We start from the raw sequence: 26,898 nt of genomic DNA, 5'->3' as shown, positions 1-26,898 counted from the left end.
GAGCAAAGAATGATAAGGCTTATTATTTTTAGTCTTATGATTGATATCGCTTGATCGGGTCTTTTTTATTTTGTCATTCCGGCCGGATGATAAGATATGATATCACTTGAAAGGGGTTTGGAAAATGAATTATAATCAAATAGCCAAAGACATCATAACAAATGTCGGCGGTTCCGAAAACATAAAGGGTCTTACCCATTGTTTTACCAGATTAAGGTTTGAGTTAAGAGATTCAAAGAAGGCAAAAAGGGAGGTAATTGAACATCTGGAAGGTGTTATTTCCGTCGTGGAAAGCGGCGGGCAGTTCCAGGTTGTCCTGGGAACAAAAGTCACAAAGGTTTACGAAGCAATCCTTCCCATGGTATCATTAGAGGAAAATACAGCAGACGGCAGTGAAGAAAAGGGGTCTGTCTGGAACCGGATTTTAATTGCCATTTCTTCCATGTTTACTCCCATGGTTCCAGCCATTGCGGCCTCCGGCCTTTTAAAGGGTTTATTGACCATTGCAAGAATTACGGCTTCCAATCATGGAATGGATATTACGGTTAACCAGACGTATATTCTCATTATGGCTGCCACAGACGCATTGTTTTATTTCATGCCGATTATTCTTGCTTACACCAGTGCAAAGGTGTTTAAGGCAAATGAATTTATTGCCATGGCTCTTGGCGGAACCATGTGCTACCCGGCAGTTGTTTCCCTGATGACCGGGCAAGATGCGGTAAGCATGTTCGGTATTGCCATTACCAAGGCGAGTTATGCGTCATCCGTGATTCCTATTATTATCGGAGTTTTTATACTTGCATATGTACAGAAGTTTTTAGAAAAGATAATTCCTGAAGTATTAAAGATCATTCTGGTTCCAGGCATATCTCTCCTGGTTATGATTCCTGCAACCTTTATGATATTTGGCCCTATCGGCATTTACATCGGTAACGGAATTAATTTTATCTACACCGGGATGATGAATTTAAGTCCTGCTCTGTGCGGAGCTTTTGTAGGCGGCATGTGGTGTGTATTTGTTATATTCGGAGCACACAGAGCCCTGCTTCCCATTGGTATCAATGATGTGGCCCAGTTTGGGCACCAAAACCTGCTGGCTTTTGCCGGTGCTGCAAATTTCTCACAGGGCGGTGCGGCCCTTGGAGTTATGTTAAAAACGAAGAGCAAGGATTTAAAAACGGTTGCAGCTTCTGCGGCCATATCCGCCTCTGTTTGCGGTATTACGGAGCCTGCCATTTACGGTTGTAACCTGAGGTTAAAAAAGCCCATGATCTATGCCATTATCTGCGGTGCCATTGGTGGTGCTATTATGGGTGTGGGAGGCGTGTACGGCGATTCCTTTGCCAATAACGGGGTGCTTACCTTTGCAACCTATGCAGCATTCGGTATGAAGACCTTTATTTATTATCTGGTCGGTGTGGCAGTATCTTTCTTTGGAGCAATGGGGCTAACTTACCTGTTTGGCTTTGATGATATCAATGGAAAAACCGGACGAGTTTCCGGTTCAAACGAAGAAGCCGCCGAAACCCAGGATGTTTTGGATATTACTTCTGGGGCAGACATACTAATCGGCTCACCGGTAGAAGGTACGGCAGTGCCCATGACATCGGTTAACGATGAGGTTTTTTCCTCTATGGCGCTTGGAAATGGTATTGCGATTGTCCCGGAAAAGGGTGAGGTTGTCGCTCCGGAAGACTGTACTGTGACCTTGGTTTACCCCACACTTCATGCACTGGGGCTTATGCTGGACAGCGGAGCTGAAATGATTATTCACGTTGGAATCAATACGGTCCAATTGGAAGGAAAGCATTTTGAAAAACATGTGGAAGAGGGTGCCCATGTCAGTAAGGGAACCAGACTTTTATCCTTTGATATAGAAGCCTTAGAGAAGGAAGGATATGATACGGTTGTTCCGATCATCATCAGTAATACCGCAGCTTTTCATGAGGTAACGGGAATTGCCGGATCAGGGGCTTCCCTTGAAAAACCGGTGATCGCAATTAAAAATAATCAGTAAAGGAAATATAGATATGGAAGGAACAAAAACAAATTTTCCAAAAAACTTTTTATGGGGAGCTTCCTCTTCGGCATTTCAGATAGAAGGCGGATGGGCTGAAGGGGGAAAAGGCATCACAGTTGCTGATGTAAATTCCTTTAAACGCTCGGAAATCCAGGCTGACAGCAAGGTGGCCAGTGACTTCTACCACCATTGGGAGGAAGATATCCGGTTGATGAAGGAAATGGGAATGCAGATTTACCGGTTCTCTATTTCCTGGGCCAGAATCATACCCGATGGGGATGGAGAGGTAAATCAGGCAGGGATTGATTTCTATCATAAGATCATTGACTGTCTGTTAGAACAGGGCATCCAACCTTTTATCACCTTATATCATTTTGACCTTCCTTATGCCCTTGTTAAGAAATACAATGGCTGGGAATCCAGAGAATGTGTAATGGCTTTTGAGCGTTACGCAAGTGTATGTTTTAAAGCCTTTGGAGACAAAGTCACTTACTGGCAGGTCCACAACGAGCAGAATCTTATGGTGAGAGTAAACGAACGGGTGAACATCACTGCGGACGATGCATGGGAAGCCGACCGCCAGAGAGCCCAGATGGATTACCACATGTTCCTGGCTCATGCCCTGGCGGTGAAAGCCTGCCATTCCATCATACCAGACGGAAAGATCGGTCCTGCGGTATCCTCCACCTGCACCTATCCGGAAAGCAACAAACCGGAAGATGTCTGGGCAGCCCGGATGAATGACTGGTTTAAGACGGACTACTGCCTGGATATGCATTACTACGGCCGTTATCCAGGATATTACATGCGTTATCTGGAAGAAAGACAGATCGTACCGGTTATGGAGCCGGAAGACGAGGAAATATTAAAAGACGCAAAGATGGATTTTATTGCCCTGAATTATTACCGAACCCTGTGTGTCCGGTACCTGCCGACTGATGAGGGACATCCGGCAGGGGAGAGGGCATTCCCCATCAATGAAGTGGATTTTGATCAATATGGTTATTTCCATCATATTAAAAATGAGCATCTGGCTTCCAGCGAATATGGAGCCCAGATCGATCCGCTGGGTCTTCGGACCGTATTAAACAGTTATTATCAGAAATACCACCTTCCTCTCATTGTCACGGAAAATGGCCTGGGAGCCGCCGACACCCTGACAGAAGACGGCAAAGTCCATGATGAGTACCGGATCAGCTATTTAAGAGAACACATAAAGGCGATAAGCCAGGCAATTGAAGATGGGGTTTCGGTCATGGGATATTCTCCCTGGTCGTTTATGGATCTTCTCAGTTCCCATGAGGGCTTCCGCAAGCGGTATGGTTTTGTCTACGTCAATCGGGATGACCATGATTTAAAAGATATGAGCCGCATAAAAAAGGACAGTTATTTCTGGTATAAGCGAGTGATTGAAACCAATGGAGATGAACTCTGAGTTTGCTTTCGTGAAAATAACAGAAATGGGGTTGGGTTATGAGGGTTGTAAAAGTAATGAATAATTCCCTGCTGCTGGCACTTGATGACAGCGGCAGGGAAGTGATCCTGATGGGTAAGGGAATTGGATTTAATAAGTCTATTGGGCATCATTTAAAAAGTGAAGACATAGAAAAGGTATTTGTCTTAAAGGACCGGTCGATATCAAAGAATATCATCCGGCTTGCCTCGGAAATAGACAGTACCTATTTTGAACTGGCCAAACAGGTCATTGATTATGCCATTGATACCTATGGAATGGTACTGATGGAGCACATTTATCTGGGACTGACAGACCATTTGTCTTTTGCTGTAAAAAGGAATAATGAGGGGATTCTAATACAAAATTTTTATACACAGACCTTAAAACGTTTCAATCCAAAGGAATTCCAAGTTGGCTTATATGCCCTGCAACTTGTGAGGGAGCGGCTGTCAGTGGAACTGCCTGAAGATGAGGCTGGGAATATTGCTTTTCATTTTATCAATGCACAGACAAATAATTTAAACAGTACGGATAACCAGAAGATATTTGAGACAGTCAAGGGCATTTTGGATATTGTAAAATACAACTTCTCCATTCTTTACGATGAGGACGGAATCGGTTACACCCGCTTTGTGACACATTTACGCCTCTTTGCGCAAAGGCTTGTAAACGGCGGTCAGGATTTATATGATTATGAGGATTCCTTTTATACTCATGTGCTTGAAAGCTGTCCAAGGGAGTATGAATGCGTGAAGAAAATTGGCGTTTTTATCAGAGAAAAGTTTGAATCAAAGCTGTCCAAACAGGAAGAGATGTACCTGGCTGTCCACATTCACCGGATTTTAGAGGAATATGCTCAAAGGAAGAAAACATGAAAGAACAGACTTTAAAACAACTTCCATTTACGCGCAAACAGGAAATCAACTACCTTGCTATGGTATCTCTGTTCTGGTTTGCACAATATGTATACATTCCATACCAGACAACTTTTTTGACTGCCAGCGGAGCCAGCAGCACATTTACCGGAATGGTTGTGGGGGCTTATGGAATTTCCCAATTGGTGCTAAGGTTTCCCATAGGCATTTGTGCGGATTCTGTTGGCAGGCATAAATATTTTATAATGGCAGGAGCGATTGCCTCCGGAACTGCATCAGTTTTCCGGGTATTCTGGTGTAATGGCACAGGGTTTCTGGTTGCCAATTTCTTCTCCGGACTGGCTTCTGCCATGTGGATTTCTTATATGGTGTTCTACACCAATCATTTTTCTGCCGGAGATCAGCAGGCCGCTACCAGCCGGATCGTACTGTTTAATAATTTTGGAATGCTTCTTGGTTTTCTGTGCAGTACAATCAGCTATCATCGCATCGGCATGGCAGGAATCTGCATGTTAAGTATATGTGCGGGCCTGATGGCTTTTCTTCTTTCAATTGGGATTAAAGAAACAGATGTTCATCCCAGCATACATAAGACCGGAGAACTGCTTTTAGTCTGTAATATCAGGCGCTTGTGGCTGTTCTCTTTCATGGCCCTGATCCAGCAGGGGATCCAGCTGACAACTGCCATGTCATTTACGAACCAGATATTAAAAGAATTGGGCACATCGGACGGGATTGTGGGGATATCCTCTGTTATTTACATGATATCATCAGTCGGATTTGCAGCTTTCGCAGCTTCCGGGACATGCAGCCGCAAAGGTCCAAGGTTCTGGATCCCGCTGGTATTTGTTGTTGTGGCTTCGTATTGTATTCTGGTTCCGGCCGCAGGGAGCATCCCTGTGCTTTTGCTGCTGCAAATTTTACCGGGAATGTCCACTGGTATCTTATTCTCTTTTGCAACCTCGGAAGCAATGCGGGACATTCCGGCAGACAGAAAATCTACGGCAATGGGAATGTATCAGGCCGTATATGCGGTGGGCATGACAACCTTTCCGATCTTTACCGGGGCCCTGGCCACCAGGAAAGGAATATTGACCGGGTATCTGCTGCTGGCCGGGATTGCCTTACTGGGTGGCATTGGGGCAGTGATGCATTATAAAAAAGAAGCTGCCAACCATAGGTTAGGCAGCTAAAACAACTTTTTCCATTCTTAATTCCGCGAATCATCAGATAATGGATATCCTCTGAAACAGCTTATATACGTCGACCTGCCCATATCCCCAATTATCATTGGGATATGTATAGGTGCTGTCCCTCTGCGCCCCTCGTATAATCATATGGTTGATCTGGATGCCGGTGACGGTAGTATGGTTGCCTTTGCAATACCCCCATTCCATGACCATGGCAGAGGCTCCCGCAGCGTGGGCTGCGGCGGCTCCGGTACCTGTAAGGCTTCCATATTGATTTCCTGGGAGTGCACAGGGGATCTGGTAACCGGGAGCGGCGATATCAGGATTGATCTGGCCGAATCTGGAATAGCCTCTTCCGGATTCTCCCAGAATACTGCCATCAAACTGGTTATAGGCGGCAACTGTCAGGGGATTTCTGGCATTCCCCGGGGCAGTAATGGTGGTGCTTTGGTTTGCTTGATAGAAATAAGTCTCGTTTGAAATCAAATTTCCTGACGGCAGCCAGGAATGGAAGGAAAACGGTTCATTTTCTATGCTTGAGACCTGGAAATACCAGATTCCCGGAATTGGATTGTCAAACCGCACTAAAATAACTTGATCACCGGTAGAGCCTTCCAAAAGGATATTGTTGATCCAAATGGTAGTTTGGCCCATGGAAAGGCTGAATTTTTGGCAGACTCCGGCAGAAGGGGATATGCTCCGAATGATTTCCCGGTTAGGAGAGAAGATTTCAATGGATACTTTTCCGGGTGGGAAGGGCCAGATTTCCATTGTAAACTTTTTATCGTTTCTTCCTATTTTTAAGTTAAATCCATTGCATAAAGGTGCTGCCGTAGAATGATGGTAATAATGCCTGCGGCTGTTCCCTTCATTTCCTGCAGCTACCAATACGTTCGTTCTGGGCAATTCTACGATGTGTTCTAAGTAAGAGCTGATAACTCCCAGCCCATCATGGCCTCCCTGATTGCTTCCCAATGCGATGCATATGACAAGAGGAAGATCTGCTTTTTCTGAAACGGAGAGAAGATAACGGATTCCCAGCATAATGTCGGATTCCTGATAGCAGAGGACGTTTTCCGGGGCAAAGAACAGACTTTTTAAATTTTGCTTTGCTTCTTTTAATTTTACTACGATAAGCTCGGATTGGGGAACAACGCCGGTAAAGGAATTTTTTTCATCGGGAGTACCGGAGATGATACTGGCTATTGCCGTGCCATGTCCATAGTTATCAAAAGTAGGTACTATGGATAAGGGGGCGTTGGATTTCAGTGCGGCATTGATGTGTTTTTTTGTGTATTCTGAACCGAAACTAAAGTCCTTGGGAGGCATGCCGGTCTGGTCAGTCTGGTCCCAGATGGAATGAATACGGGTGGTACCGTCATGGTTTTTGAATGCGGGATGCTGGTAGTCGATGCCGGTATCTATGATTCCGATCACCACTCCCAACCCCATCAGGTTTAAATCAGGATGCCTCCTGACACTGGTGATGCCTGATTTTTCCATGCTCACTTTAGAAGTAAGTGTAAAAAGAGAAGGGAAATTATCATAAGGATATCGTCCCAGATCACAGGCATCCATATTGTTTCTTCGTATATGCAGTAAAGAGTATTTGTCATTTAAGGCCGTGATATTATTTTCGGTATCAAAACCGGGAACTAAAGAATTACTGATGATCAGGTCATAATATTCGTTATCCAATATTTTATTCATGATAAAGCCCCCATCCTGCAATTTAAAACGCAGTATATAGTTATCTTATGCATACATATGGGGGTTCATGAAAGGTTACCGATCTTTGGGAGAGTCAATGCCATCAAAGGAGTTGAAGAAAACGGTATGGTCTATCTCGAACCGTTTCTCATGAAGGGGGTGGGGAGCACAATTTTCCCCGGGATAGCCCATAGGAAGCAGAGCAACTGGAATGAAATGTTCCGGGATATCAAATGATGTCCGGATGCATACCGGATCAAAATGACCTACCCAGGTACTGCCTAATCCTAATTCTACCGCTTCAAGCATCATCTGCGTGGCAACAATGCTTGAGTCAACTTCACCCATATCCTTATTGTCGTAAGATCTTTTCCAGCTGACAGTGGAATCATAACATACCAGCAGAGTCAGAGGAGCATGAAAATGATAAGGGGTGCAGGATTTTAATTTGGCGAGATTTTCTTTCGTGTCAATGACAAGAATCCGTTGAGGCTGAAAATTCACTGCAGTAGGAGAAATTCTTCCGGCTTCCAGGATCAAATCCAGTTTTTCTTTTTCTATTTTTCGGTCGCTGAATTTTCTCATTGAGTAACGTTCTTTTGCCAATTGTAAAAATTCCATAACAACATCTCCTTCAATTTTTTATATGATTACTATAACATAAAAAGGAGAATAGGAAAAGACGGAAGCAGTCCGTAAGGACTGTCCGTCTTTTTTGCGTGAAATCAGTTCAGCGGAGATGCCTTTCCTGTTACTTCATTGTACTGAAAGGCTACACTGCTGGTATTATAATCAAACAAATAGGTGGCAATATAAATCAAAGTATCGTCTGGCTGCCGTTTATATGTCCTGACCGTATAATAATTATTTCCATCTATTTTAGATATTCCAGGTGATGCGATATATTCATAAGAATCAGAAGCTTCCGGCAGGCCTAGTTTTTCCCGGCTCTGAGAGCGGACAGCATCCTCTGCCTGTTCTATGGTATTAGCGGCTTTTGGCTGCTTTTCAAAATCTTCGATAATTTTTTTCTGCTGGTTCCACTGGTCCTTAAAATAGGTGCCCCAGGGCTGGCTTTCCTTACTGGTGGTCACGGTATAGCTGTCCGCTTCGGATTCCAGAGTAATGGAAAGGTAAGAAGCGGAATCTTTAGACGGCCCGGCAAGCTGATAGATCTCTGAGCTGGCCTTAGTAGTTTCGTCGGCGGAAGCTTGTCCGGACTCTGCTTGCTGGGATTTATCCGTAACGTTAATGAAATTCTTTTTTCCTTCCAGATAATCCATGTAGCTTTTTATATCAGCAGAAGTATCTTCCACATGGAGATATTTGTAACTCTCTCCCGGGCTAGAGGTTTGTGAGGCGGCGTCGGCAGAAGATTCTATAGGTTTTTCTGTCTGATTACCGGTCTCTTTTGTTTCTGTTTCAAGGCTGGCTTCAGAAGCTTCCTGCTTTACAAAATCACGTTCCCCTACAATTTCAGTCACCGAAGAAATATCTTCATCTTTAGAAAAGTAGTAAGTTGGTGCTACTTCCGCCTTTTCTTTCAGTACCTTCTTTTGGGATGTGAGCAGAATAATGGCCTGAACAGATCCCATAATAACGATCAACAGGGCAGCTGCCATTAAGACAAGAACTCTTTTATTTTTAGGTAATAGACTTTTTCCTTTTTCTTTTTTTCCTTTTTCTTTTGGAGCTTTGGCCGGTTTCGCTTTATTTTGTTTGTTTTTTACTGCCTTCCCTTTTTGCGGTTGTGTCTTGGGAATCTTCTCGTTTTTGGATTTTATAAGTTTTTGCATAAAGTTCATCCTTGTGTAATTATTGATGCAAAATACAGCTAAATGGCTGTATGACATCGCTATCCATATATCGGTTGATTCCAGATGAAAAATAAGGATTCCGGATAAAAAATGAATTTTTATACGGCGAGGAGCTTTTGCGCAGTTCCCATGATCATCTTATCCACAAATTCTGCTACCTCTTCCTTTGGCTGCTGCATGTCCGTATCAAGCCATTGTTTTAGGACACCGGTCAGTCCATAGGTGATAAATTCAAGGTAATAGTTTAGGATTACTTCTCTGGCAGTTGGATACTGTTCCCTGATGATTGCTGTGCCGTTATTTAAGACAAGGGTATGGAAGCGGTTTACGAAATCATTAGAGGAGCTGTTCTCAAAAAGGATTTTACATATCTTTTTGTTCTCCTCTATATAATGAATGATTGGTATGACAACGGGCAGAAGTGACCCCTTTTTAAAGGCATAGCGGCAGTTACTGACCATATCCTGAAAATCATCTAAGACTTCGGATTCCATCTCCTGCAACAGATTGTAGGTATCGGCATAGTGAAGATAAAAAGTACCCCGGTTTAAGTCTGCCAGTTCCGTGATGTCTTTTACGGAAATATTCTTAAATTCCTTTTTTTCCATAAGTTCAAGAAGGCTTTCCTTCAATACCTTCTGTGTTTTTCGGATGCGGCGATCCTGTTTTTGAGTTTCCATACGATTCCTCCAATTGTGTTTCTTGGCTTGCTTCTTATTCCAGAGCTTGAATCTCCGAAAATCATGAACATTACATAAATAAGTGTTGAGTATTGCACTGATAATCACTTCGTGATCGTTAATAGATTTTTCTTGATTCATTGATTATTGAAACTTATCTACAAGAGTATTATAATGTACAGGTGTTCAAAAGTCAATAATATATCTATTAACAGAATAGTGTAGTGGAGGAAACTATGAAGAGAGACAGAAGCTTATTTGATAGAATGGTACATATTATTGTGTTCCGCGGGAAGGAAATAGAGACTTTTTTCTTTCTTGCAGCCATTATTTGTGCCATCTGTTTTCCTTTTGTAAAGGTCAATTATGACCTGAGCAAATACCTGCCGCAGTTTGCCCAAACGAAACAGGCTCTTGATGTGATGGAGGATGAGTTTGGATATCCTGGAATGGCCCGGATTATGGTTGAGGATGTAAGCCTTCAGGAAGCAAAAAAAATAAGACAGCAGATATCTGATCTGGAAGGGGTAGATCTGGTCATAGGTCCGGATTTGACTACGGATGTTTATATGGGAACCTCCTTTGTAAACCAGGGGATTACCGATATGATGTCTGTGGATGCATTTGCCATGGAAGATTATTATCGTGACGGGTATGCTCTGATGGATGTAATATTTGAAAACGGCGATGACAGTCAGGTGACCCGGAAAGCGGTAGACGGGATTTATGAAATTGTGGGAAAAGACAGGGGCTATTTTGCAGGAAGCGCCGTGTCAAGTAAGGAGCGGGAAGAGTCCATAACAAAAGAGATTACCATGGCCATTGGAATGGCGCTGATAATCATCTGGGTGATATTAGCCCTTACCACGACATCGTGGATGGAACCGTTTTTGTTTATTTTTGTTATGGTCATAGCCATTGTCCTGAATATGGGATCCAACCTGATGTTCGGATCCATATCATTCTTTACGTTTTCCACGGCAGCCATTTTACAATTGGCAGTATCCATGGATTATTCCATTTTCCTATTACATACTTTTACGGCAATCAAGAATACCGGCGTTGAGATACACGAAGCCATGGAATTGGCAGTAAAAGAATCCTGCAGTTCCATTCTGGCAAGTGGGGCTACCACAATTGTAGGGTTTCTTGTAATTGCGTTCATGCGCTTTACCATTGGTAAGGATGTGGGATTTGTTCTGACCAAGGGGATCCTTTGCAGTTTGGCTACTGTATTATTCCTTATGCCGACTCTGATCCTGCACTTTAATGATAAGATTGAAAAAACAGCCCATAAACCGTTCATTCCTTCTTTTGACCGGTTCGCTAAATTGATGAACCAGATCCGGAAGCCAGTATTTATTGTTGCAATTTTTCTGGCTGTTCCCTGTTACTTTGGTCAGAGTATGAACGTTTTTTACTACGGGGATGATGCCATTGGAGCCGGACCGGGTACCAGGGTTTATGAGGATACCAGGGCCATTAATGAGGAATTTGGAAAATCAAATATGATCATCGGGATTGTTCCAAATGGATCTGTTGTGACGGAACGGCAGCTGACCGATGCTTTGGAGGACTTAGACTTTGTAAATTATGCCATGTCCATGGCAGGGACCGTTCCGAAGGGAATACCGGAAAGTTTTCTTCCGGATAAAGTGACCGAACAGCTTCGCAGTGAAAAGTACGCCAGGCTTTTGATTTCTCTAAATACAGTCCAGGAGAGTCAGTATGCCTTTGATTGCAGTCAAAAGCTGGAACAATTGATCAGGGAGTACTATCCGGAAGATGCCTATGTGATAGGCATGACCCCCACGACGATTGATATCCGTGACATTTTAACTGATGACTACAATAAGGTTTCCCTGTTGTCTTTGGCGGGAGTGGCTTTGGTTGTTTTTGCAACCTTCCGGTCTGTTCTGGTACCGATCCTTGTAATTATACCGATTGAAGTGGCCATTTATTTAAACATGACGTTACCCTATGTGATGGGAGACTACATGGTATACATCGGATACATCATCGTAAGCTGCCTGCAACTGGGAGCTACCATTGATTATTCCATCCTGATGACCAATAATTATCTGGGCTTCCGTAAAACCATGAACAACACGGACTCCGCCAAGGCGGCTATTTCAAAAAGTACTCTTTCCATTCTGACGTCAGGCGGTATTCTTACGGTAGTAGGTTATCTTTTGTTTTTTACGTCGTCCATACAAGCGATTTCCCAGGTGGGACGCCTTGTGGGAAGGGGAGCGCTTTTAAGCATGGTTTTGGTACTTTCCCTTCTTCCTGCCTTGCTTAGCACCTTTGACAAGCAGATCCAGAATCAGCAGCTCCGTGCGGCAAAGAGAAGAGAAAAACGACGTTTAAGATATGGAAAAGTGAAAATCAAAGGAGTGAACGATCATGAAGAAGTATAATAGAATCCTAAGTATGGGTCTGGCTGTCATAGTCTCCCTTGAGTCCGTACTGCCGGCCCTGGCCTCGCCTGATGTGCCCCAGTATGATGAAACTCTTTATGTGACCATGGATCCTTATGGGGGGATCAAGGAAAGCAGCATTGTAAAGAATTACCAGATGAATGGAAACAGTAAGGTAGTGGATTACGGGATTTACGATAAAGTAATGAACTTAACGGATCATTCGGAGCCCGTGGTAGGGGAGGATGGCTCTATCACTTTCTCTCCGGAAGAGACTGGAAGCCGGTTTTATTTTGAAGGCCGGACCCAAACAGAGAAATCTCAGCTTCCCTGGGATATTAAAGTAAGTTACCGTTTAAATGGTGTAGAGAAAAAGGCAGAAGAACTGGCCGGTGAAAAGGGCCTGATCGAAATCAATGTAGATCTGGTTCCCAATAAAGGTGTTTCCGATTACTACCGGAATAATATGGCGTTAATGGCCAGTACAGTTGTAGATATGGATAAAAACTTAAGCCTGGAAGCGGAAGGCGCCCAGGTACAGTCCATTGGTAATTTAAATATGGTTGTTTTCTTTGAACTGCCTGGAGAGGAAGGACATTATTCCATTCGCATCGGCTCCGATGATTTTAAATTTCCTGGCATTGTCTTTGCCATGGTACCTTTGACGGTAAGCCAGCTTGATAAGGTTGCAGATTTAAGAGATGCTAAGGAAACCATGGAGGATTCGGCAGATGCGATCAGCGACAGTCTGGATGTGGTGTTAGACACCATGGGAAACATGCAAAAAGGCATTGCAGATACGGCAGATGGTCTCAGGGGACTTGATAAGACCAGACAGATATTTGCCGCTTCCAAGGGTAAGGTGTATGAGGATGCAGACGAGGCTCTGGCAGCTCTTGACAATCTGTCCCAGACTCTGCGGCCCTTTTATAACCATACGCAGAATGCTGGAAATGCTTTAAATGAGATCAGGACCCAGACCAATCATATGGTGGGAATTCTTGATGACCTGTCACCAGATCTAGGTGATCTGCAGGATGGTGTCCGGTACTTAAGAGATGAAGTGGAAGAACTGCGGAAAATGGCGAAGAATTCCCAGACGGATATGAAGTCCCAGGCTTTTATGGGGCAGGTTAAAAAAATAGAAGGTCACTTAAATACCCTGACAACGGAACAACAGCAGCTGGCAAAGGAACTTGCTTCCCTTGGGCAGGTGCTTCCAATGCTGGTGGGCCTTAGCAATTCCCTCAGTAAATCGGCGGCAGGAATGAAAGGCATTGACTTGCAGGAGTTAATCCAGGAGATCCAGGATGAAGGGCTGATGGACGAAGACGAGATATCTTCCTATTTGTTTAATGAAAAGGACTATTCGATTCCGGAAATCAATGCTCTTACCGGCTATATGTCTTCCGCTTTTGCTACCGGTCGTACGGCCACGCCTAGCAATGGATCTAAGGAAATGCTGGAAGCAGCCGCACCTATAGCCGCGCTTCTTCCGCAGATTGTTAACAGCGGTGCAGGACTGACCGGAGATTTAGGAAAAATGCTTGGAATGACCGAGATGCTGATGTCAGACTTACATTCCTTAAGAGGCCCTATCAATGGAGCGATTGACGGAGTGATTGACATAGCCACTGCCACAGGGCGTATCTGTGATACGGCAGATGATCTGATCAACTCCACAGATGAATTAAATGGCATTTTAAACCGTCACCATGATGATATGATTGCGACCTTAAATGATGTTGGAAAAATGACGGACAGCGCTTCCAGAGGCATTGATTCCATGAATGTATTCTTCCGGTCTCTTGAAAATCAGATGAAGGTGGTAGGCGATTCTTTAAACACCAGTACGGAAAAAACCTTAAACGGCCTTGCCGGTACGTTAGATGAGGCAGGGACTGGGCTGAATCAGACTGAGGTGTTGAGAAACGCAAAAGATACAATCAAAGGGATGATTGATGACAAATGGGATGAATATACGATAGAAGATACAACCATTTTAAACATTGATTTGGAGGCCTCTCCGGTGTCCATGACATCGGCAAAGAATCCGTCTCCCAGGAGCATCCAGATGATCCTGCGTACGGAGGAAATAAAAGATAAGCAGGAGAGTGAAGACGTAAATATTGATGAAGACTTTCATGCTGACGGAAATATTTTCCACCGGATCGGAAATATTTTCAAATATATCTGGAGGTCCATTACTTCAGTTTTTAAATAACGTGAGATTTGAGATAATAAAATAGCAGCAGAAAAAGAGAAGGATCATGTGTTCTTTCTCTTTTTCTGTTGCTTTTTTATAAGTATTTCCACATTCCTATGTCATGGTTAAAAATATCATAAGCTTGGATTGCATTAAAATTCAATACTTAAGAACATACATTCGAAAGTGCTTGAAAAAAGTATTTGCCTATGCTACAATATAGAAAAAGAACGTGTGTTCGAGGTGACGAAATGCTCATACAGGAAGAATTAAGTGTTCAGGAAAAGCTTGAAATATTATCAGATGCCGCAAAATATGATGTTGCCTGTACATCCAGCGGCGTGGACCGAAAGGGAAAAGCAGGGACTCTTGGGAATGCGGCGGCATGCGGAATCTGCCATAGCTTTTCCGCAGACGGCAGATGTATTTCCCTTTTAAAAATATTGTTTACGAACCAGTGCATCTATGACTGTAAATACTGTATTAACCGATGCTCTAACGATGTTGTGAGGACAGCGTTCACTCCGGAAGAGGTGTGTCAGCTGACGATCCAGTTCTACCGCCGCAATTATATTGAAGGGCTATTCCTCAGTTCAGGAGTCCTTCATAGTGCAGACTATACCATGGACCTGATTTATCAGACCCTTAAAAAGCTGCGGGAGGAATACCATTTTCACGGTTATATCCATGTGAAGGCGATTCCGGGTGCAGATCCGGTATTGATCGAAAAGACAGGATTTCTGGCAGATCGTATGAGTATCAATCTGGAACTTCCGACTGCCGATGGTCTTAAGAAGCTGGCCCCCGGCAAAAGCAGGAGTAAGATTCTTACTCCCATGAAGCAGATTCAAAAAGGAATTACCGCCAATCGTTACGAGTTGATGGAATACAAAAAGGCTCCGTCCTTTGTGCCCGCAGGTCAGAGCACTCAGATGATCGTAGGAGCCACCGGAGAAAATGATTTTCAGATGATGATGGTAGCAGAGGCGCTTTATCAGAACTATGATTTAAAACGGGTTTTTTATTCTGCATTTGTTCCAGTTAATCAGGACAGCAGTTTGCCGGCCCTTCCGGGCGGGCCTCCTCTTTTACGGGAACACCGGTTGTACCAGGCGGACTGGCTCATGCGTTTTTATGGATTTCAAGCAGGGGAGCTGCTTTCCGAAGATCGTCCTAATTTCAATGTATTTCTTGATCCAAAGTGTGACTGGGCCTTGCGTCATCTGGAGATATTTCCGGTGGAAGTGAATCGGGCAGACTACTATACCCTTTTGAGAGTTCCGGGAATGGGAGTGAAGTCGGTGAAGCGCATCATTGCAGCCAGAAGGAATGGCCCTCTTGATTTTGATGCTTTAAAGAAAATTGGTGTTGTATTAAAGCGTGCGCTTTATTTTATTACCTGTTCCGGCAGGATGATGTATCCCATTAAGATCGAGGAGGACTTTATTACCAGTCACCTTTTGGGAGAGGAGCAGAAGAAGGTATGGGACATCGGTTCATCAGGAACCTTCCGACAGCTTTCTTTGTTTGATGACATGAATGTACCTGCTTTGACAGACTTGAGAGGAGTCCGGCTATGAAGACAGTCTATTTGTGTGAGAATAGCGTAGAAGGCATTCTCAGCGGCGTATATGCGGCATGGACCAGCAGAAAAGGACATGCGAATGTGAAACTTGGGCTTATAGGAGATGAGGATACCATGGAGCTGTTCTGTCAGTATGAGGAGGTCCCGGTCAATGCCGGTCATGCAGACAAGGTGGTACGGGCAATCAGGGAGAAGATATCGGAGGAAGCCTATATTGTTGTATACAAAGCCGCATTAAGCAAGGAAAGGGACCGCGGGGATAAAATATACCGTTTTTTAATTTACGGCTTTCATTTAGGCGCCAAAGTTGTTCATATGCTTCAGGTTCCGGAGGTATTCGAAATTTTTCAGATGTGCCGTAATATTGATAATGAGACTCATCTGCTCACAGGCTTTGTGCGATTTGTGGAGATGGAGGGGGATATTTTGGTAAGCCGGATCGGACCAAAGAATGATGTTCTTGTTCTTCTTGCTCCTCATTTTATGGACCGCCTGTCAGGAGAGAATTGGGTTATCTATGATGAAAACAGGAAAAAGGCAGTTATGCATCCGGCATTGCGGCCTTGGTTTTTGGTGGATCTGATTTCGTCAGAATGGGAGGAACGAATGAAAAAAGCGTCGGATGAGGACGAATATGAGGCGCTTTTTCAGTGTTTTAGAAAAAGCATATCCATAAAAGAGCGGACAAATCCGGTCTGTCAGCGTAATCATATGCCGCTCCGATACCGGGCCTATATGCCTGAATTTTCCCATGGTCTAAAGGATTCCTGATTCTTTCTGATTTCAGGTCATGAGAGAAAAACATTGCCTTTTTGCCTTTTTTCGGTTATCATAAAATCAGGTTCCGGTTCAGGAACATTCCAGATGCGTTTCTGCATGTTTTCCAAGCTTATTGTTTATGAGACAGAATTATGAAATACCATGCGGGTATACTTACACCGGTAAAGCTAGGCCCTGCCCAGAAAGTGCGGGCAGGAAGAATGAAACACCCTACGGGTATACCTTTATGCCAAAAAACACGGGCATAAATGAGGAAAGGAGAGGCGGTTTTTGTATAGTAAAGTTCATAGTGTGGGAATTAAGGGAGTGGAAGGGGTTCCGATCCTGGTGGAGGCGGATGTCAGTGATGGGCTTCCGGGCTTTTCCATGGTAGGTTATCTCTCTTCTGAGGTAAAGGAAGCTCAGGACCGGGTAAGAACAGCACTGAGAAATTCCGGCTTTCGGCTGCCTGCAAGAAAAGTCACAATTAATTTGTCCCCGGCTGACATACGCAAGGAGGGGACTGCTTTTGATTTGCCAATTGCGGTGGCTATTCTGGCGGCTTCCGGCATGGTTAAGCCTGAGGCTTTATGTAATTGTGTGATTTCCGGGGAATTAGGATTGGATGGAGAGATTAAGCCTGTAAGGGGAGCGCTTTCCATTACTGCTGCTGCAAAAAAGGACGGAAAGAGCCAATGTTTTCTTCCAAGTGAAAATGTCAGGGAGGGCTTAATAATAGAAGGAATGGAAATTATTGGTGTGGATCATCTGAAAGATTTAACGGATCAACTGAACCATCCGGAGAAACAAAAAGCAGGCTCCTATGGAAAAGATGAGCGGATGAGGCGGAAGGAGGCTTATGACGTTGATTTTTCAGAGATTGGAGGCCAGCTTTTCCTAAGACGGGCCACAGAGGTGGCAGTGGCAGGTATGCATAACGTTCTTTATATCGGCCCCGCAGGAACCGGAAAGACTATGCTGGCGAAGCGGATTCCAACGATTATGCCGTCCTTATCAATGGAGGAGGCTGTGGAAATATCAAAGATATACAGTGTATGCGGGCTCCTTTCCAAAGAAGAGCCTTTGGTGATAAAAAGGCCCTTTCGAAGTCCTCATCATACCATCAGTCCAACGGCTCTGTCCGGGGGAGGACGAATACCCAAACCAGGCGAGATCTCCCTGGCATCCGGAGGCGTTCTGTTTCTGGATGAACTACCCGAATTTCAAAGAAATACCATAGAACTTCTAAGGCAGCCTCTTGAGGAGCGGAAAATAACTGTTTCCAGAATGCTCGGTGCCTATGAATTCCCGGCGGACTTTATGATGGCAGCGGCTATGAATCCATGTCCCTGCGGATTTTATCCGGATCGGACAAGATGCAGATGTTCAGAACTGCAGGTACGCAAATATTTAAGCAGGATTTCAAAACCGCTATTGGACCGGATCGATATCTGCGCGGAATCCGGAGCGGTTACATACGAGGAATTGCGGGAAAGAAAAGGCGGTGAATCCTCTGCCTCTATCCGGAAACGGATTGAAGATGCAAGAATGATTCAAAAAAAACGATTGAAAGTGCATGGGATATACTTTAACAGTTCCATGAATAAGGCCCAGATTGAGGAATACTGCTGTCTTGGGAAAGAGGAGCAGGAGTTTTTAAAGAAGGTATATGAAAATCTGGGACTTAGTGTGAGAGGCTATGAGAAGATCCTAAAGGTATCCAGGACGATTGCGGATCTGGTCGGCTCTGAGAGGATAAGAAAAGAACATCTGGCAGAGGCGGTGGGACTGCGCAGCATGGAAGGTAAGTATTGGGGAGGAATATATGGACGGTCATGAGGAACGGGAGTATTTATACTGGCTTTGTCATGTTCCCGCTCTGGGAGCAGTAAAAATAAAACGACTTTATGATTACATTGGAAGTTATAAAGGAATATATAATATAGAAGGAAAAGAACTGGAACAGTCAGGACTATTAAAACAGACAGAAGTTTCCATTTTTGAGGAGATGAAACGTAAAAAAGACGCTTGCATAGCAGAGCTGACAAAGTTGGAAAATAGAGGAACTCATTTTGTTACGCCATATGACAAAGAATATCCGAAACGGCTTCTTTCAATTTATGGATACCCTATGGGAATTTTTTTTAAAGGAAAGCTGCCTGATGATGAAAAACCGGCGGTTTCCATAATCGGAGCCAGGAATTGTACTGATTACGGAAAGCAAATGGCCTCCTATCTGGCCAGGGAGCTTTCCGGGGCCGGAATCCAGATCATAAGCGGATTGGCATGGGGAATTGACAGTGCAGGGCATCAGGGAGCGCTGGAGGCCGGCGGTGATACTTTTGGAGTTCTAGGCTGCGGGATCAATATCTGCTATCCCAGAGAAAATTATGGATTGTATGAACGGATGGCGGTTCAGGGCGGAATTATCACGGAATTTATGCCAGGCGAAGCACCAAGGCCTTGTAATTTTCCTATGAGGAACCGGATCATAAGCGGACTGTCGGATGCAATTTTAGTGATTGAGGCAAGGGAAAAAAGCGGTTCCTTAATCACGGTGAACTTAGGACTAGAGCAGGGAAAAGAAATTTTTGCACTTCCGGGAAGGGTGAAAGACCCCTTAAGTGCAGGCTGCAATCGGCTTATTTCCGAAGGCGCAGGAATGTTGTTAGGTCCTGATTCTGTGCTGGAATATTTCAAATTGCAGAGTGGTAATATATTAAGAGTTCATGAAAAAAATGAGAACGGACTTGTCAAAAAAGAAAAAATGGTGTATAGTTGCCTAGATTTGCAACCGAAGAATCTGGAAGAGATTATATCTTTAAGCGGATTGTCTGTCAGTGATTGTTTGAGCACTCTTCTGGAATTAGAGCTCAAAGGCTGTGTTGTACAGACATCCTATCAATATTATGGTAAGAAACTATAGGCGAGGAGTTTGGTATGGCGAACTGTTTAGTAATTGTGGAATCACCTGCAAAGGTAAAAACGATAAAAAAGTTCCTAGGAGCGAATTATGAAGTGGATGCCTCTAACGGACACGTGAGAGACCTTCCGAAAAGCCAGATGGGAATTGATGTGGAGAATGACTTTGATCCCAAATATATAACAATCAGAGGAAAAGGCGATATCCTGGCCAAGCTTAGGAAAGAAGTGAAGAAGGCCGATAAGATTTATCTTGCGACTGACCCTGACCGGGAAGGAGAAGCCATTTCCTGGCATCTGATGAAGGCTTTAAAGCTGGATGAACTCAAGGATAAGCAGGTTTACCGGATCAGCTTTAACGAGATTACAAAGAATGCGATAAAAGCTTCTTTAAAAACTCCGAGAGCGATTGATATGGATCTGGTGGATGCCCAGCAGGCCAGAAGAGTTTTGGACCGAATGGTTGGATATATGATCAGTCCTCTTCTTTGGGCAAAAGTAAAGAGAGGCTTAAGTGCTGGCAGGGTCCAGTCAGTGGCATTGCGTCTGATCAGCGACCGGGAAGAAGAAATCAATGCATTTATTCCTGAGGAGTACTGGAACCTGGAAGCTGTTTTAAAGCAGGAAGGAAGCAAAAAATCTTTAACAGCAAAGTTTTACGGTGACAAAGACGGCAAGATTGCCATAGGAAAAAAAGAAGAATTGGATAAGATACTGAAAGGTCTTGAGAAACAGACTTATCAGGTAGAGGAAGTTAAAAATGGGGAAAGAGTCAAAAAGGCTCCTATACCATTTACGACCAGTACCCTTCAGCAGGAAGCATCCAAGGTACTTAATTTTTCAACCCAGAAGACCATGCGTCTGGCTCAGCAGCTATATGAAGGTGTGGAGGTTGCAGGACATGGTACCGTGGGTCTTATCACCTATCTGAGAACAGATTCTACCAGAATCGCAGAGGAAGCAGATGTTGCGGCAAGGGAATATATCGGAAAGCAGTACGGCAGCAAGTACGTAGCAAATGGAGAACAGGCGAAAAAAAGCAATGCAAAGATCCAGGATGCCCACGAGGCGATACGTCCTACGGATATTGCTCTTACACCGGTTATGGTAAAAGAATCCCTGCAGCGGGATTTATTCAGGCTTTATCAACTGATCTGGAAACGTTTTACAGCCAGCAGAATGCAGCCTGCCGTTTACGCGACCACCTCAGTTAAAGTGGGAGCAGGAAACTACGTTTTCACACTTTCCGCTTCCAAACTGTCTTTTGATGGTTTTATGTCCGTATATGTTCAGGAAGATGAAAAGGAAGACAACAATGTATTGTTAGGTAATCTGGAAAAAGGCAGCATACTGAAACTGGATAAACTTGAGAGCGGACAGCATTTCACCCAGCCGCCGGCGCACTTTACGGAGGCCTCCCTTGTAAAGGCTATGGAAGAACAAGGAATCGGACGCCCAAGTACTTATGCCCCTACGATTACAACCATTATCGCCAGACGATATGTGGCAAAGGAAAATAAAAATCTTTATGTGACGGAGCTTGGAGAAGTAGTTAACAGCATGATGAAGCAAAGCTTCCCCAGCATCGTGGATATTACCTTCACTGCCAATTTAGAGTACCTTCTTGATAAGGTGGGAGATGGGTCTGTTCCATGGAAGACTGTTGTGAAAAATTTCTATCCCGATTTAAAAGAAGCGGTGGATAAAGCTCTTGTGGAATTGGAATCTGTGACGATCGCTGATGAGGTGACGGATGAAATCTGCGAGTTGTGCGGTCGGAACATGGTTATAAAGTACGGCCCTCATGGTAAATTCCTGGCCTGCCCCGGATTTCCGGAATGCAAGAATACAAAACCTTATTTGGAAAAGATCGGCGTGCCTTGTCCGAAGTGCGGAAAAGAGGTAGTAATAAAGAAAACGAAAAAGGGCAGAATTTATTACGGCTGTGAGGCAAATCCTGATTGTGATTTTATGTCCTGGCAGAAGCCTTCCACCAAAGCCTGTCCCAAGTGCGGAGCTTACATGGTTGAAAAGGGAAGCAAATTACTTTGCTCAAATGAGCAATGTGGATATAGCGCTGACAAATAGGAAAAAGAATAATTATTAAGAAAATCGAAAATCTTCAAAAAACTATTGTTATTTGAATATAATAATGTTAATATTTAATCATTAGAGGTGTATTTTAGTTTTTCACATAAATTCTTAAGGAGGTTTTCGGCTATGAGCGTACAGTTGTTGGACAAAACTAGAAAAATTAATAAATTATTGCATAACAATAATTCGCATAAGGTTGTATTTAACGATATCTGTGAAGTGCTGACCGAGATCCTGAATTCGAATATTCTTGTGATCAGCAAGAAGGGAAAGGTGTTAGGCATAGGCCTTACACCGGACATCGAGGAAATTCAGGAGCTGATCGCGGACCAGGTTGGCGGTTATGTTGATACCATGTTAAATGAGCGTTTGCTCAGCATTTTATCAACAAAGGAGAACGTTAATCTGGAAACGCTGGGTTTCACTGGTGACAATATCAGAAAATACCAGGCTATCATCACACCGATTGATATTGCAGGGGAAAGGTTAGGAACCCTGTTTATTTATAAATCCGATTCTCAATACGATATCGATGACATCATTTTAAGTGAATATGGCACTACCGTGGTAGGACTGGAAATGATGAGATCTGTTAATGAGGAGAATGCGGAAGAGACCAGAAAAGTGCAGATTGTCAAATCTGCAATCAGTACCTTATCTTTTTCCGAATTAGAGGCAATTACCCATATCTTTGAGGAATTAGATGGCAATGAGGGCATCCTGGTAGCCAGCAAGATCGCTGACCGCGTAGGAATCACCCGTTCCGTTATTGTCAATGCTCTACGGAAGTTTGAAAGTGCTGGAGTGATTGAATCCAGATCTTCCGGTATGAAGGGAACTTATATTAAGGTACTGAATGATGTGGTGTTTGATGAATTGAAAACCATTAAGGCCGGAACCATTAAAAATATGCCTGAGCGCCGGGATATCAAAGATATGTAAAGCCGATTTCAGGAGAAAAAGGAGCAGAGTGAAAAACTGCTCTTTTTTATATGGAAGGTTAAGGAAAAAATGTTCAGACCAGAATTTACGTATCAGCCTAATATGCCGATAGATCCAACTGTTTCATCTGTACACAAAATATGGTAGGTTCTGTTTAATTTGAACACAAAATGTAAAAAAATACTTGCATCGTGTAAAAAGATATGCTATACTGGCTAAGCTGATAAAAAACACGTCTGCGGATTCCAGAGGAAGGTGCCGGATACCGGTCTCCCCGGAAGCATAAGAAGCGGGCGGAAGTTAAACCAAATGGAGGTAGTAACATGAGCGTTATTTCAATGAAACAGCTTTTAGAAGCTGGCGTACACTTCGGTCATCAGACCAGAAGATGGAACCCTAAGATGGCTCCATACATTTACACAGAAAGAAACGGCATCTATATCATTGACTTACAGAAGTCTGTAGTTAAGGTAGATGAGGCTTACAAAGCAGTATCCGATATTGCTACAGAAGGCGGCAAGATCCTTTTCGTAGGAACAAAGAAGCAGGCTCAGGATGCCATCAAATCTGAGGCAGAGCGTTGCGGTATGTATTTTGTTAACGAGAGATGGCTTGGCGGTATGCTTACAAACTTTAAGACAATCCAGTCCAGAGTTGCAAGATTAAAGCAGATCGAGACCATGTCCCAGGACGGCACATTTGATGTTCTTCCTAAGAAGGAAGTTATTGCTCTTAAGAAAGAGTGGGAGAAATTAGAGAAGAACTTAGGCGGAATCAAAGATATGAAGAAGATTCCAGATGCGATTTTCGTTGTAGATCCAAAGAAAGAAAGAATCTGCGTTCAGGAAGCTCATACACTGGGAATTCCGTTAATTGGTATCGCTGATACAAACTGTGATCCTGAAGAACTTGATTTCGTGATCCCAGGAAATGATGACGCGATAAGAGCCGTTAAATTAATTGTATCCAAGATGGCAGACGCAGTAATCGAAGCAAACCAGGGCGAGGCAGTAGCAGAGGAAGCAGAAGCAGCTCAGGAAACAGAAGAGACTGTAGAGGCTTAATTATTCAGGCGATTGAATGCTTCGACCTGCTTTGAGAAGCGGGTCGAGGCATTTTTTACTGGAAAAATGTTCCTGTGAATAATACGAAATGAATCTAATGATGGAGGGAAATCAAATGGCAGCAGTTACAGCTGGAATGGTAAAAGAATTAAGAGAGATGACCGGCGCGGGCATGATGGATTGTAAGAAAGCTCTTGCGGAAACCGATGGTGATATGGAAAAGGCAGTAGAGTTCTTAAGAGAAAAAGGACTTGCAGCTGCTTCTAAGAAGGCAGGAAGAGTTGCAGCAGAAGGTGTTGTTACCACCGTTGTAACAGAAAACGGAAAATCTGCAGCAATCGTAGAAGTAAACAGTGAGACAGACTTTGTTGCAAAGAACGCTCAGTTCCAGACCTATGTTGCAGATGTTGCAAATCAGGTGCTTACTTCTCAGGCTACTGATATGGATGCATTCCTTGCAGAGACTTGGGCACAGGACAGTTCCTTAACCGTTGCTCAGGCATTATCCAGCCAGATTGCAGTAATCGGGGAGAAAATGAACATCAGAAGATATGAGAAGATCGTTACCGATGGTGTGGTTGTTGATTACATCCACGGCGGCGGAAGAATCGGTGTTTTAATTGAAGCTGAGGCAGAAGTAGTAAATGATGCAGTAAAGGAAGCTTTAAAGAATATTGCTATGCAGATCGCTGCATTAACACCAAAGTATGTGAAGAGAGATGAAATTCCTCAGGAGTTCATTGATCATGAAACGGAAATCTTAAAGGCCCAGGCTAAGAATGAGAATCCGGATAAGCCAGATAACATTCTTGAGAAGATGATTGTAGGCCGTTTAAATAAAGAATTAAAAGAATTCTGTCTGGTAGACCAGGCTTATGTAAAAGACGGAGATTTAACTGTTGGAAAGTACTTAGAGCAGGTTTCTAAGGAAGTCGGCGGTAAGGTAGATGTGAAAAAGTTCGTACGCTTTGAGACCGGTGAAGGTCTTGAAAAGAAGGAAGAGAACTTTGCAGAAGAAGTTGCTAGGCAGATGCAGTAATCTTGTAGCAGGATTCTGGGGGGAATCCCATGGGTATCCATGGGATTTTTCTTTTAAAACACAGTGTCCGTTTACCATTGACAGATGTTTCCATAACTGACGGACATCACTATACCAAAGGAGTTGAGGAAAGTGGCAAAATATATTATAAAGCGTATCGCTATGGCGATTGTAACCATTTTTGCTGTTGCAACGGTTACTTTCTTTGTCATGAATATGGTGCCAGGCGGCCCCTTCATGTCTGAGAAGGCCATCAGCCCACAGGCCCAGGCGGCCCTTAATGAAAAGTACGGCCTGGATAAACCGTTAAGCGAGCAGTATATTACCTATATGAAGGATTTACTTCACGGCAATTTAGGATTAAGCGTAAAACAGCGCGGCCGTACAGTAAACATGATTATTGAAACAAAGTTCCCTGTATCTGCAAAGATCGGCGGAATTGCAATTTTAACCGCTGTTCTTGTTGGAGTTCCATTAGGCAGTATTGCCGCATTTAAACGTGGAACCGCAATTGATAATATTATTATTATCTTCAGTACATGCGGCATCGCAGTACCAAGCTTTGTGGTCTGTACCATTTTGATGTATGTTTTGAGTCTGAAGTTGGGGCTGCTACCTACGTTTGGACTGGCATCGTGGAAAAACTACATTATGCCTGTCATGGCTCTTTCCTTTTATCCGTCCTCTTATATCGCACGTCTGATGCGTTCTTCCATGTTGGATGTTATGGGACAGGATTACATGAGAACCGCCCGTGCCAAAGGTCTTTCTCAGATGGTCAGCATCTTTAAGCATGCACTTCGTAACGCCGTACTTCCGGTTGTTACATACTTAGGACCGCTTTTGGCCTATACCGTAACAGGAAGTTTTATTGTTGAAAAGATATTTACGATTCCGGGCCTGGGATCTGAATTCATTGGTTCCATTACAGGACGTGACTATCCTCTTATCATGGGCACTACGATCTTCCTTGCTACTTTAATGGTTATCATGAATGTGCTGGTCGACGTTGCTTATAAATTCATCGATCCGCGAATTAATCTGAAGTAAGAGAAAGGAGAAAGAAATGCCAAAGAATAAATTATCATTACAGCTTAATGTAGAAGACTTTCTCCCGGCAAGTGATGCAGAAAAAGAAAGCCTGACAGTCATGCGTAAGAGCGTTGGATTTTGGAAGGATGGAATCAGACGCCTTAAAAAGAATAAGATTTCAATGATCAGCCTAGCTGTTATCATTGTTGTGTTTATTTTGTCCTTTTTAGTTCCACAATTCTACCCATATCGATATGAGCAGCAAATCCGCGGAAGCGAAAACCTTGCTCCTATGCAGTATTCCCAAAAAGAGTTGACTGCAATGGAAGCGGGAGAGGATGTATTTCCTCATATTTTAGGAACGGATAATCTGGGCCGTGACTATGCGATCCGTGTTATGATGGGAAGCCGTGTTTCCCTGATGGTAGGTTTGATCGCTTCCTGTATCATTTTACTTATTGGATCCCTTTACGGTTCCATCGCAGGCTTCTTCGGCGGCTGGGTGGATATGATTATGATGCGTATTGTGGATATGATTTATACGGTACCGGATATTTTGATTATCGTATTGCTTTCCGTTGCATTTGACCAGCCTCTAAAAGCCTTGTCCCAAAGGCCCGGTTTTCAGTGGATCCAGGTCATCGGTGTTAACTTAATCAGTATCTTTGTCGTATTTGCCCTGCTTTACTGGGTAGGTATGGCACGTATTGTACGAAGCCAGATCCTGATTTTAAAAGAGCAGGAATATGTAACTGCGGCAAGGGCCCTTGGAGCATCCAGCGGTCATATCATTAAGAAGCATTTACTTACAAACTGCATTGGTACCTTAATTGTTACAACTACTCTGCAGATTCCATCCTCCATTTTTACGGAGAGCTTTTTAAGCTTCCTTGGCCTTGGTGTTGCTGCACCTATGCCTTCTTTGGGAAGTCTTGCAAGCGCTGCGTTAAATGGTCTTCAAAGTTATCCGCACCGTTTGTTTGCACCGGCTCTTATGATTTCTATCATTATTTTAAGTTTCAACCTGTTGGGCGATGGTCTGCGTGATGCATTCGATCCAAAGCTGAAAGATTAAGGAGGAGAG

The 26,898-nt window shown here is 43.7% G+C and carries 20 protein-coding genes; 16 read left to right on the top strand and 4 right to left on the bottom strand.

Translation table 11 applies throughout. From position 1 onward, the window contains the following. Positions 1-124: 124 nt before the first annotated feature. From ACHZES_RS03960 to ACHZES_RS03945, 4 genes are read left to right on the top strand one after another with little or no spacing between them, the layout of a single operon-like run. Complete coding sequence (locus ACHZES_RS03960; protein WP_395547830.1) at positions 125-2,020, top strand: beta-glucoside-specific PTS transporter subunit IIABC; 1,896 nt, start codon at positions 125-127, stop codon at positions 2,018-2,020. A gap of 13 nt (positions 2,021-2,033) precedes the next feature. Continuing rightward, positions 2,034-3,458 carry a glycoside hydrolase family 1 protein gene (locus ACHZES_RS03955; RefSeq protein WP_395547831.1) on the top strand — a complete coding sequence of 475 codons (1,425 nt, stop codon included), beginning with the start codon at positions 2,034-2,036 and terminating at the stop codon, positions 3,456-3,458. Positions 3,459-3,496: 38 nt separating this feature from the next. Then, positions 3,497-4,354 carry a PRD domain-containing protein gene (locus ACHZES_RS03950; RefSeq protein WP_395547832.1) on the top strand — a complete coding sequence of 286 codons (858 nt, stop codon included), beginning with the start codon at positions 3,497-3,499 and terminating at the stop codon, positions 4,352-4,354. Beyond that, complete coding sequence (locus ACHZES_RS03945) at positions 4,351-5,547, top strand: MFS transporter (protein WP_395547833.1); 1,197 nt, start codon at positions 4,351-4,353, stop codon at positions 5,545-5,547. Before ACHZES_RS03950 ends, ACHZES_RS03945 begins: the two co-directional genes overlap by 4 nt. A gap of 33 nt (positions 5,548-5,580) precedes the next feature. On the opposite strand, the gene ACHZES_RS03940 is transcribed toward ACHZES_RS03945, so the two are convergent. The 4 genes from ACHZES_RS03940 to ACHZES_RS03925 form a co-directional block, all read right to left on the bottom strand. Then, positions 5,581-7,254, bottom strand: coding sequence for a S8 family peptidase (locus ACHZES_RS03940; RefSeq protein ID WP_395547834.1), 1,674 nt, complete (start codon positions 7,252-7,254; stop codon positions 5,581-5,583). A 75-nt stretch (positions 7,255-7,329) separates the two neighbouring features. After that, entirely contained in the window at positions 7,330-7,875 is a 546-nt protein-coding gene (locus tag ACHZES_RS03935; RefSeq protein WP_154524181.1) for a nitroreductase family protein, read from the bottom strand. A gap of 104 nt (positions 7,876-7,979) precedes the next feature. After that, on the bottom strand, positions 7,980-9,050 hold the full coding sequence (locus ACHZES_RS03930; RefSeq protein ID WP_395547835.1) for a hypothetical protein: 1,071 nt from the start codon (positions 9,048-9,050) through the stop codon (positions 7,980-7,982). Between the two features lie 119 nt (positions 9,051-9,169). Then, entirely contained in the window at positions 9,170-9,751 is a 582-nt protein-coding gene (locus tag ACHZES_RS03925; protein WP_038281672.1) for a TetR/AcrR family transcriptional regulator, read from the bottom strand. A gap of 236 nt (positions 9,752-9,987) precedes the next feature. On the opposite strand from ACHZES_RS03925, the gene ACHZES_RS03920 reads away from it, so the two are divergent. The 12 genes from ACHZES_RS03920 (at position 9,988) to ACHZES_RS03865 (ending at position 26,889) form a co-directional block, all read left to right on the top strand. Continuing rightward, the gene (locus ACHZES_RS03920) at positions 9,988-12,171 is read left to right on the top strand and encodes an RND family transporter (RefSeq protein ID WP_395547836.1); all 2,184 of its coding nucleotides are present in this window, start codon (positions 9,988-9,990) and stop codon (positions 12,169-12,171) included. Next, positions 12,158-14,395: a hypothetical protein gene (locus tag ACHZES_RS03915; protein WP_395547837.1), complete on the top strand. Its 2,238-nt coding sequence runs from the start codon at positions 12,158-12,160 to the stop codon at positions 14,393-14,395. Before ACHZES_RS03920 ends, ACHZES_RS03915 begins: the two co-directional genes overlap by 14 nt. A 233-nt stretch (positions 14,396-14,628) precedes the next feature. Continuing rightward, positions 14,629-15,957 (top strand): putative DNA modification/repair radical SAM protein, encoded by a 1,329-nt coding sequence (locus ACHZES_RS03910; RefSeq protein ID WP_395547839.1) that lies wholly within the window; start codon positions 14,629-14,631, stop codon positions 15,955-15,957. Next, positions 15,954-16,733, top strand: a complete 780-nt coding sequence (locus ACHZES_RS03905) for a TIGR03915 family putative DNA repair protein (protein ID WP_154524166.1) — start codon at positions 15,954-15,956, stop codon at positions 16,731-16,733. Before ACHZES_RS03910 ends, ACHZES_RS03905 begins: the two co-directional genes overlap by 4 nt. 279 nt (positions 16,734-17,012) lie before the next feature. Next, positions 17,013-18,560, top strand: a complete 1,548-nt coding sequence (locus ACHZES_RS03900; RefSeq protein ID WP_395547840.1) for a YifB family Mg chelatase-like AAA ATPase — start codon at positions 17,013-17,015, stop codon at positions 18,558-18,560. Then, positions 18,547-19,647 carry a DNA-processing protein DprA gene (gene dprA / locus ACHZES_RS03895; protein WP_154524160.1) on the top strand — a complete coding sequence of 367 codons (1,101 nt, stop codon included), beginning with the start codon at positions 18,547-18,549 and terminating at the stop codon, positions 19,645-19,647. Before ACHZES_RS03900 ends, dprA begins: the two co-directional genes overlap by 14 nt. Before the next feature lie 14 nt (positions 19,648-19,661). Next, on the top strand, positions 19,662-21,731 hold the full coding sequence (gene topA, locus ACHZES_RS03890) for a type I DNA topoisomerase (RefSeq protein WP_395547841.1): 2,070 nt from the start codon (positions 19,662-19,664) through the stop codon (positions 21,729-21,731). 132 nt (positions 21,732-21,863) lie between these two features. Beyond that, entirely contained in the window at positions 21,864-22,679 is an 816-nt protein-coding gene (gene codY / locus ACHZES_RS03885; RefSeq protein WP_038281693.1) for a GTP-sensing pleiotropic transcriptional regulator CodY, read from the top strand. A gap of 323 nt (positions 22,680-23,002) precedes the next feature. Further along, positions 23,003-23,743: a 30S ribosomal protein S2 gene (gene rpsB, locus ACHZES_RS03880; protein ID WP_038281695.1), complete on the top strand. Its 741-nt coding sequence runs from the start codon at positions 23,003-23,005 to the stop codon at positions 23,741-23,743. A gap of 115 nt (positions 23,744-23,858) precedes the next feature. Further along, positions 23,859-24,782 carry a translation elongation factor Ts gene (gene tsf, locus ACHZES_RS03875; RefSeq protein WP_395547842.1) on the top strand — a complete coding sequence of 308 codons (924 nt, stop codon included), beginning with the start codon at positions 23,859-23,861 and terminating at the stop codon, positions 24,780-24,782. A 132-nt stretch (positions 24,783-24,914) separates the two neighbouring features. Then, positions 24,915-25,832, top strand: coding sequence for an ABC transporter permease (locus ACHZES_RS03870; protein ID WP_038281699.1), 918 nt, complete (start codon positions 24,915-24,917; stop codon positions 25,830-25,832). A 16-nt stretch (positions 25,833-25,848) separates the two neighbouring features. Next, positions 25,849-26,889, top strand: coding sequence for an ABC transporter permease (locus ACHZES_RS03865; protein ID WP_038281701.1), 1,041 nt, complete (start codon positions 25,849-25,851; stop codon positions 26,887-26,889). Positions 26,890-26,898 lie beyond the last annotated feature (9 nt).

The organism is Lacrimispora sanguinis (assembly GCF_044987295.1).
GTDB classification, from domain to species: domain Bacteria; phylum Bacillota; class Clostridia; order Lachnospirales; family Lachnospiraceae; genus Lacrimispora; species Lacrimispora celerecrescens_B.
This window is presented reverse-complemented; position numbering and strand designations above follow the sequence as displayed.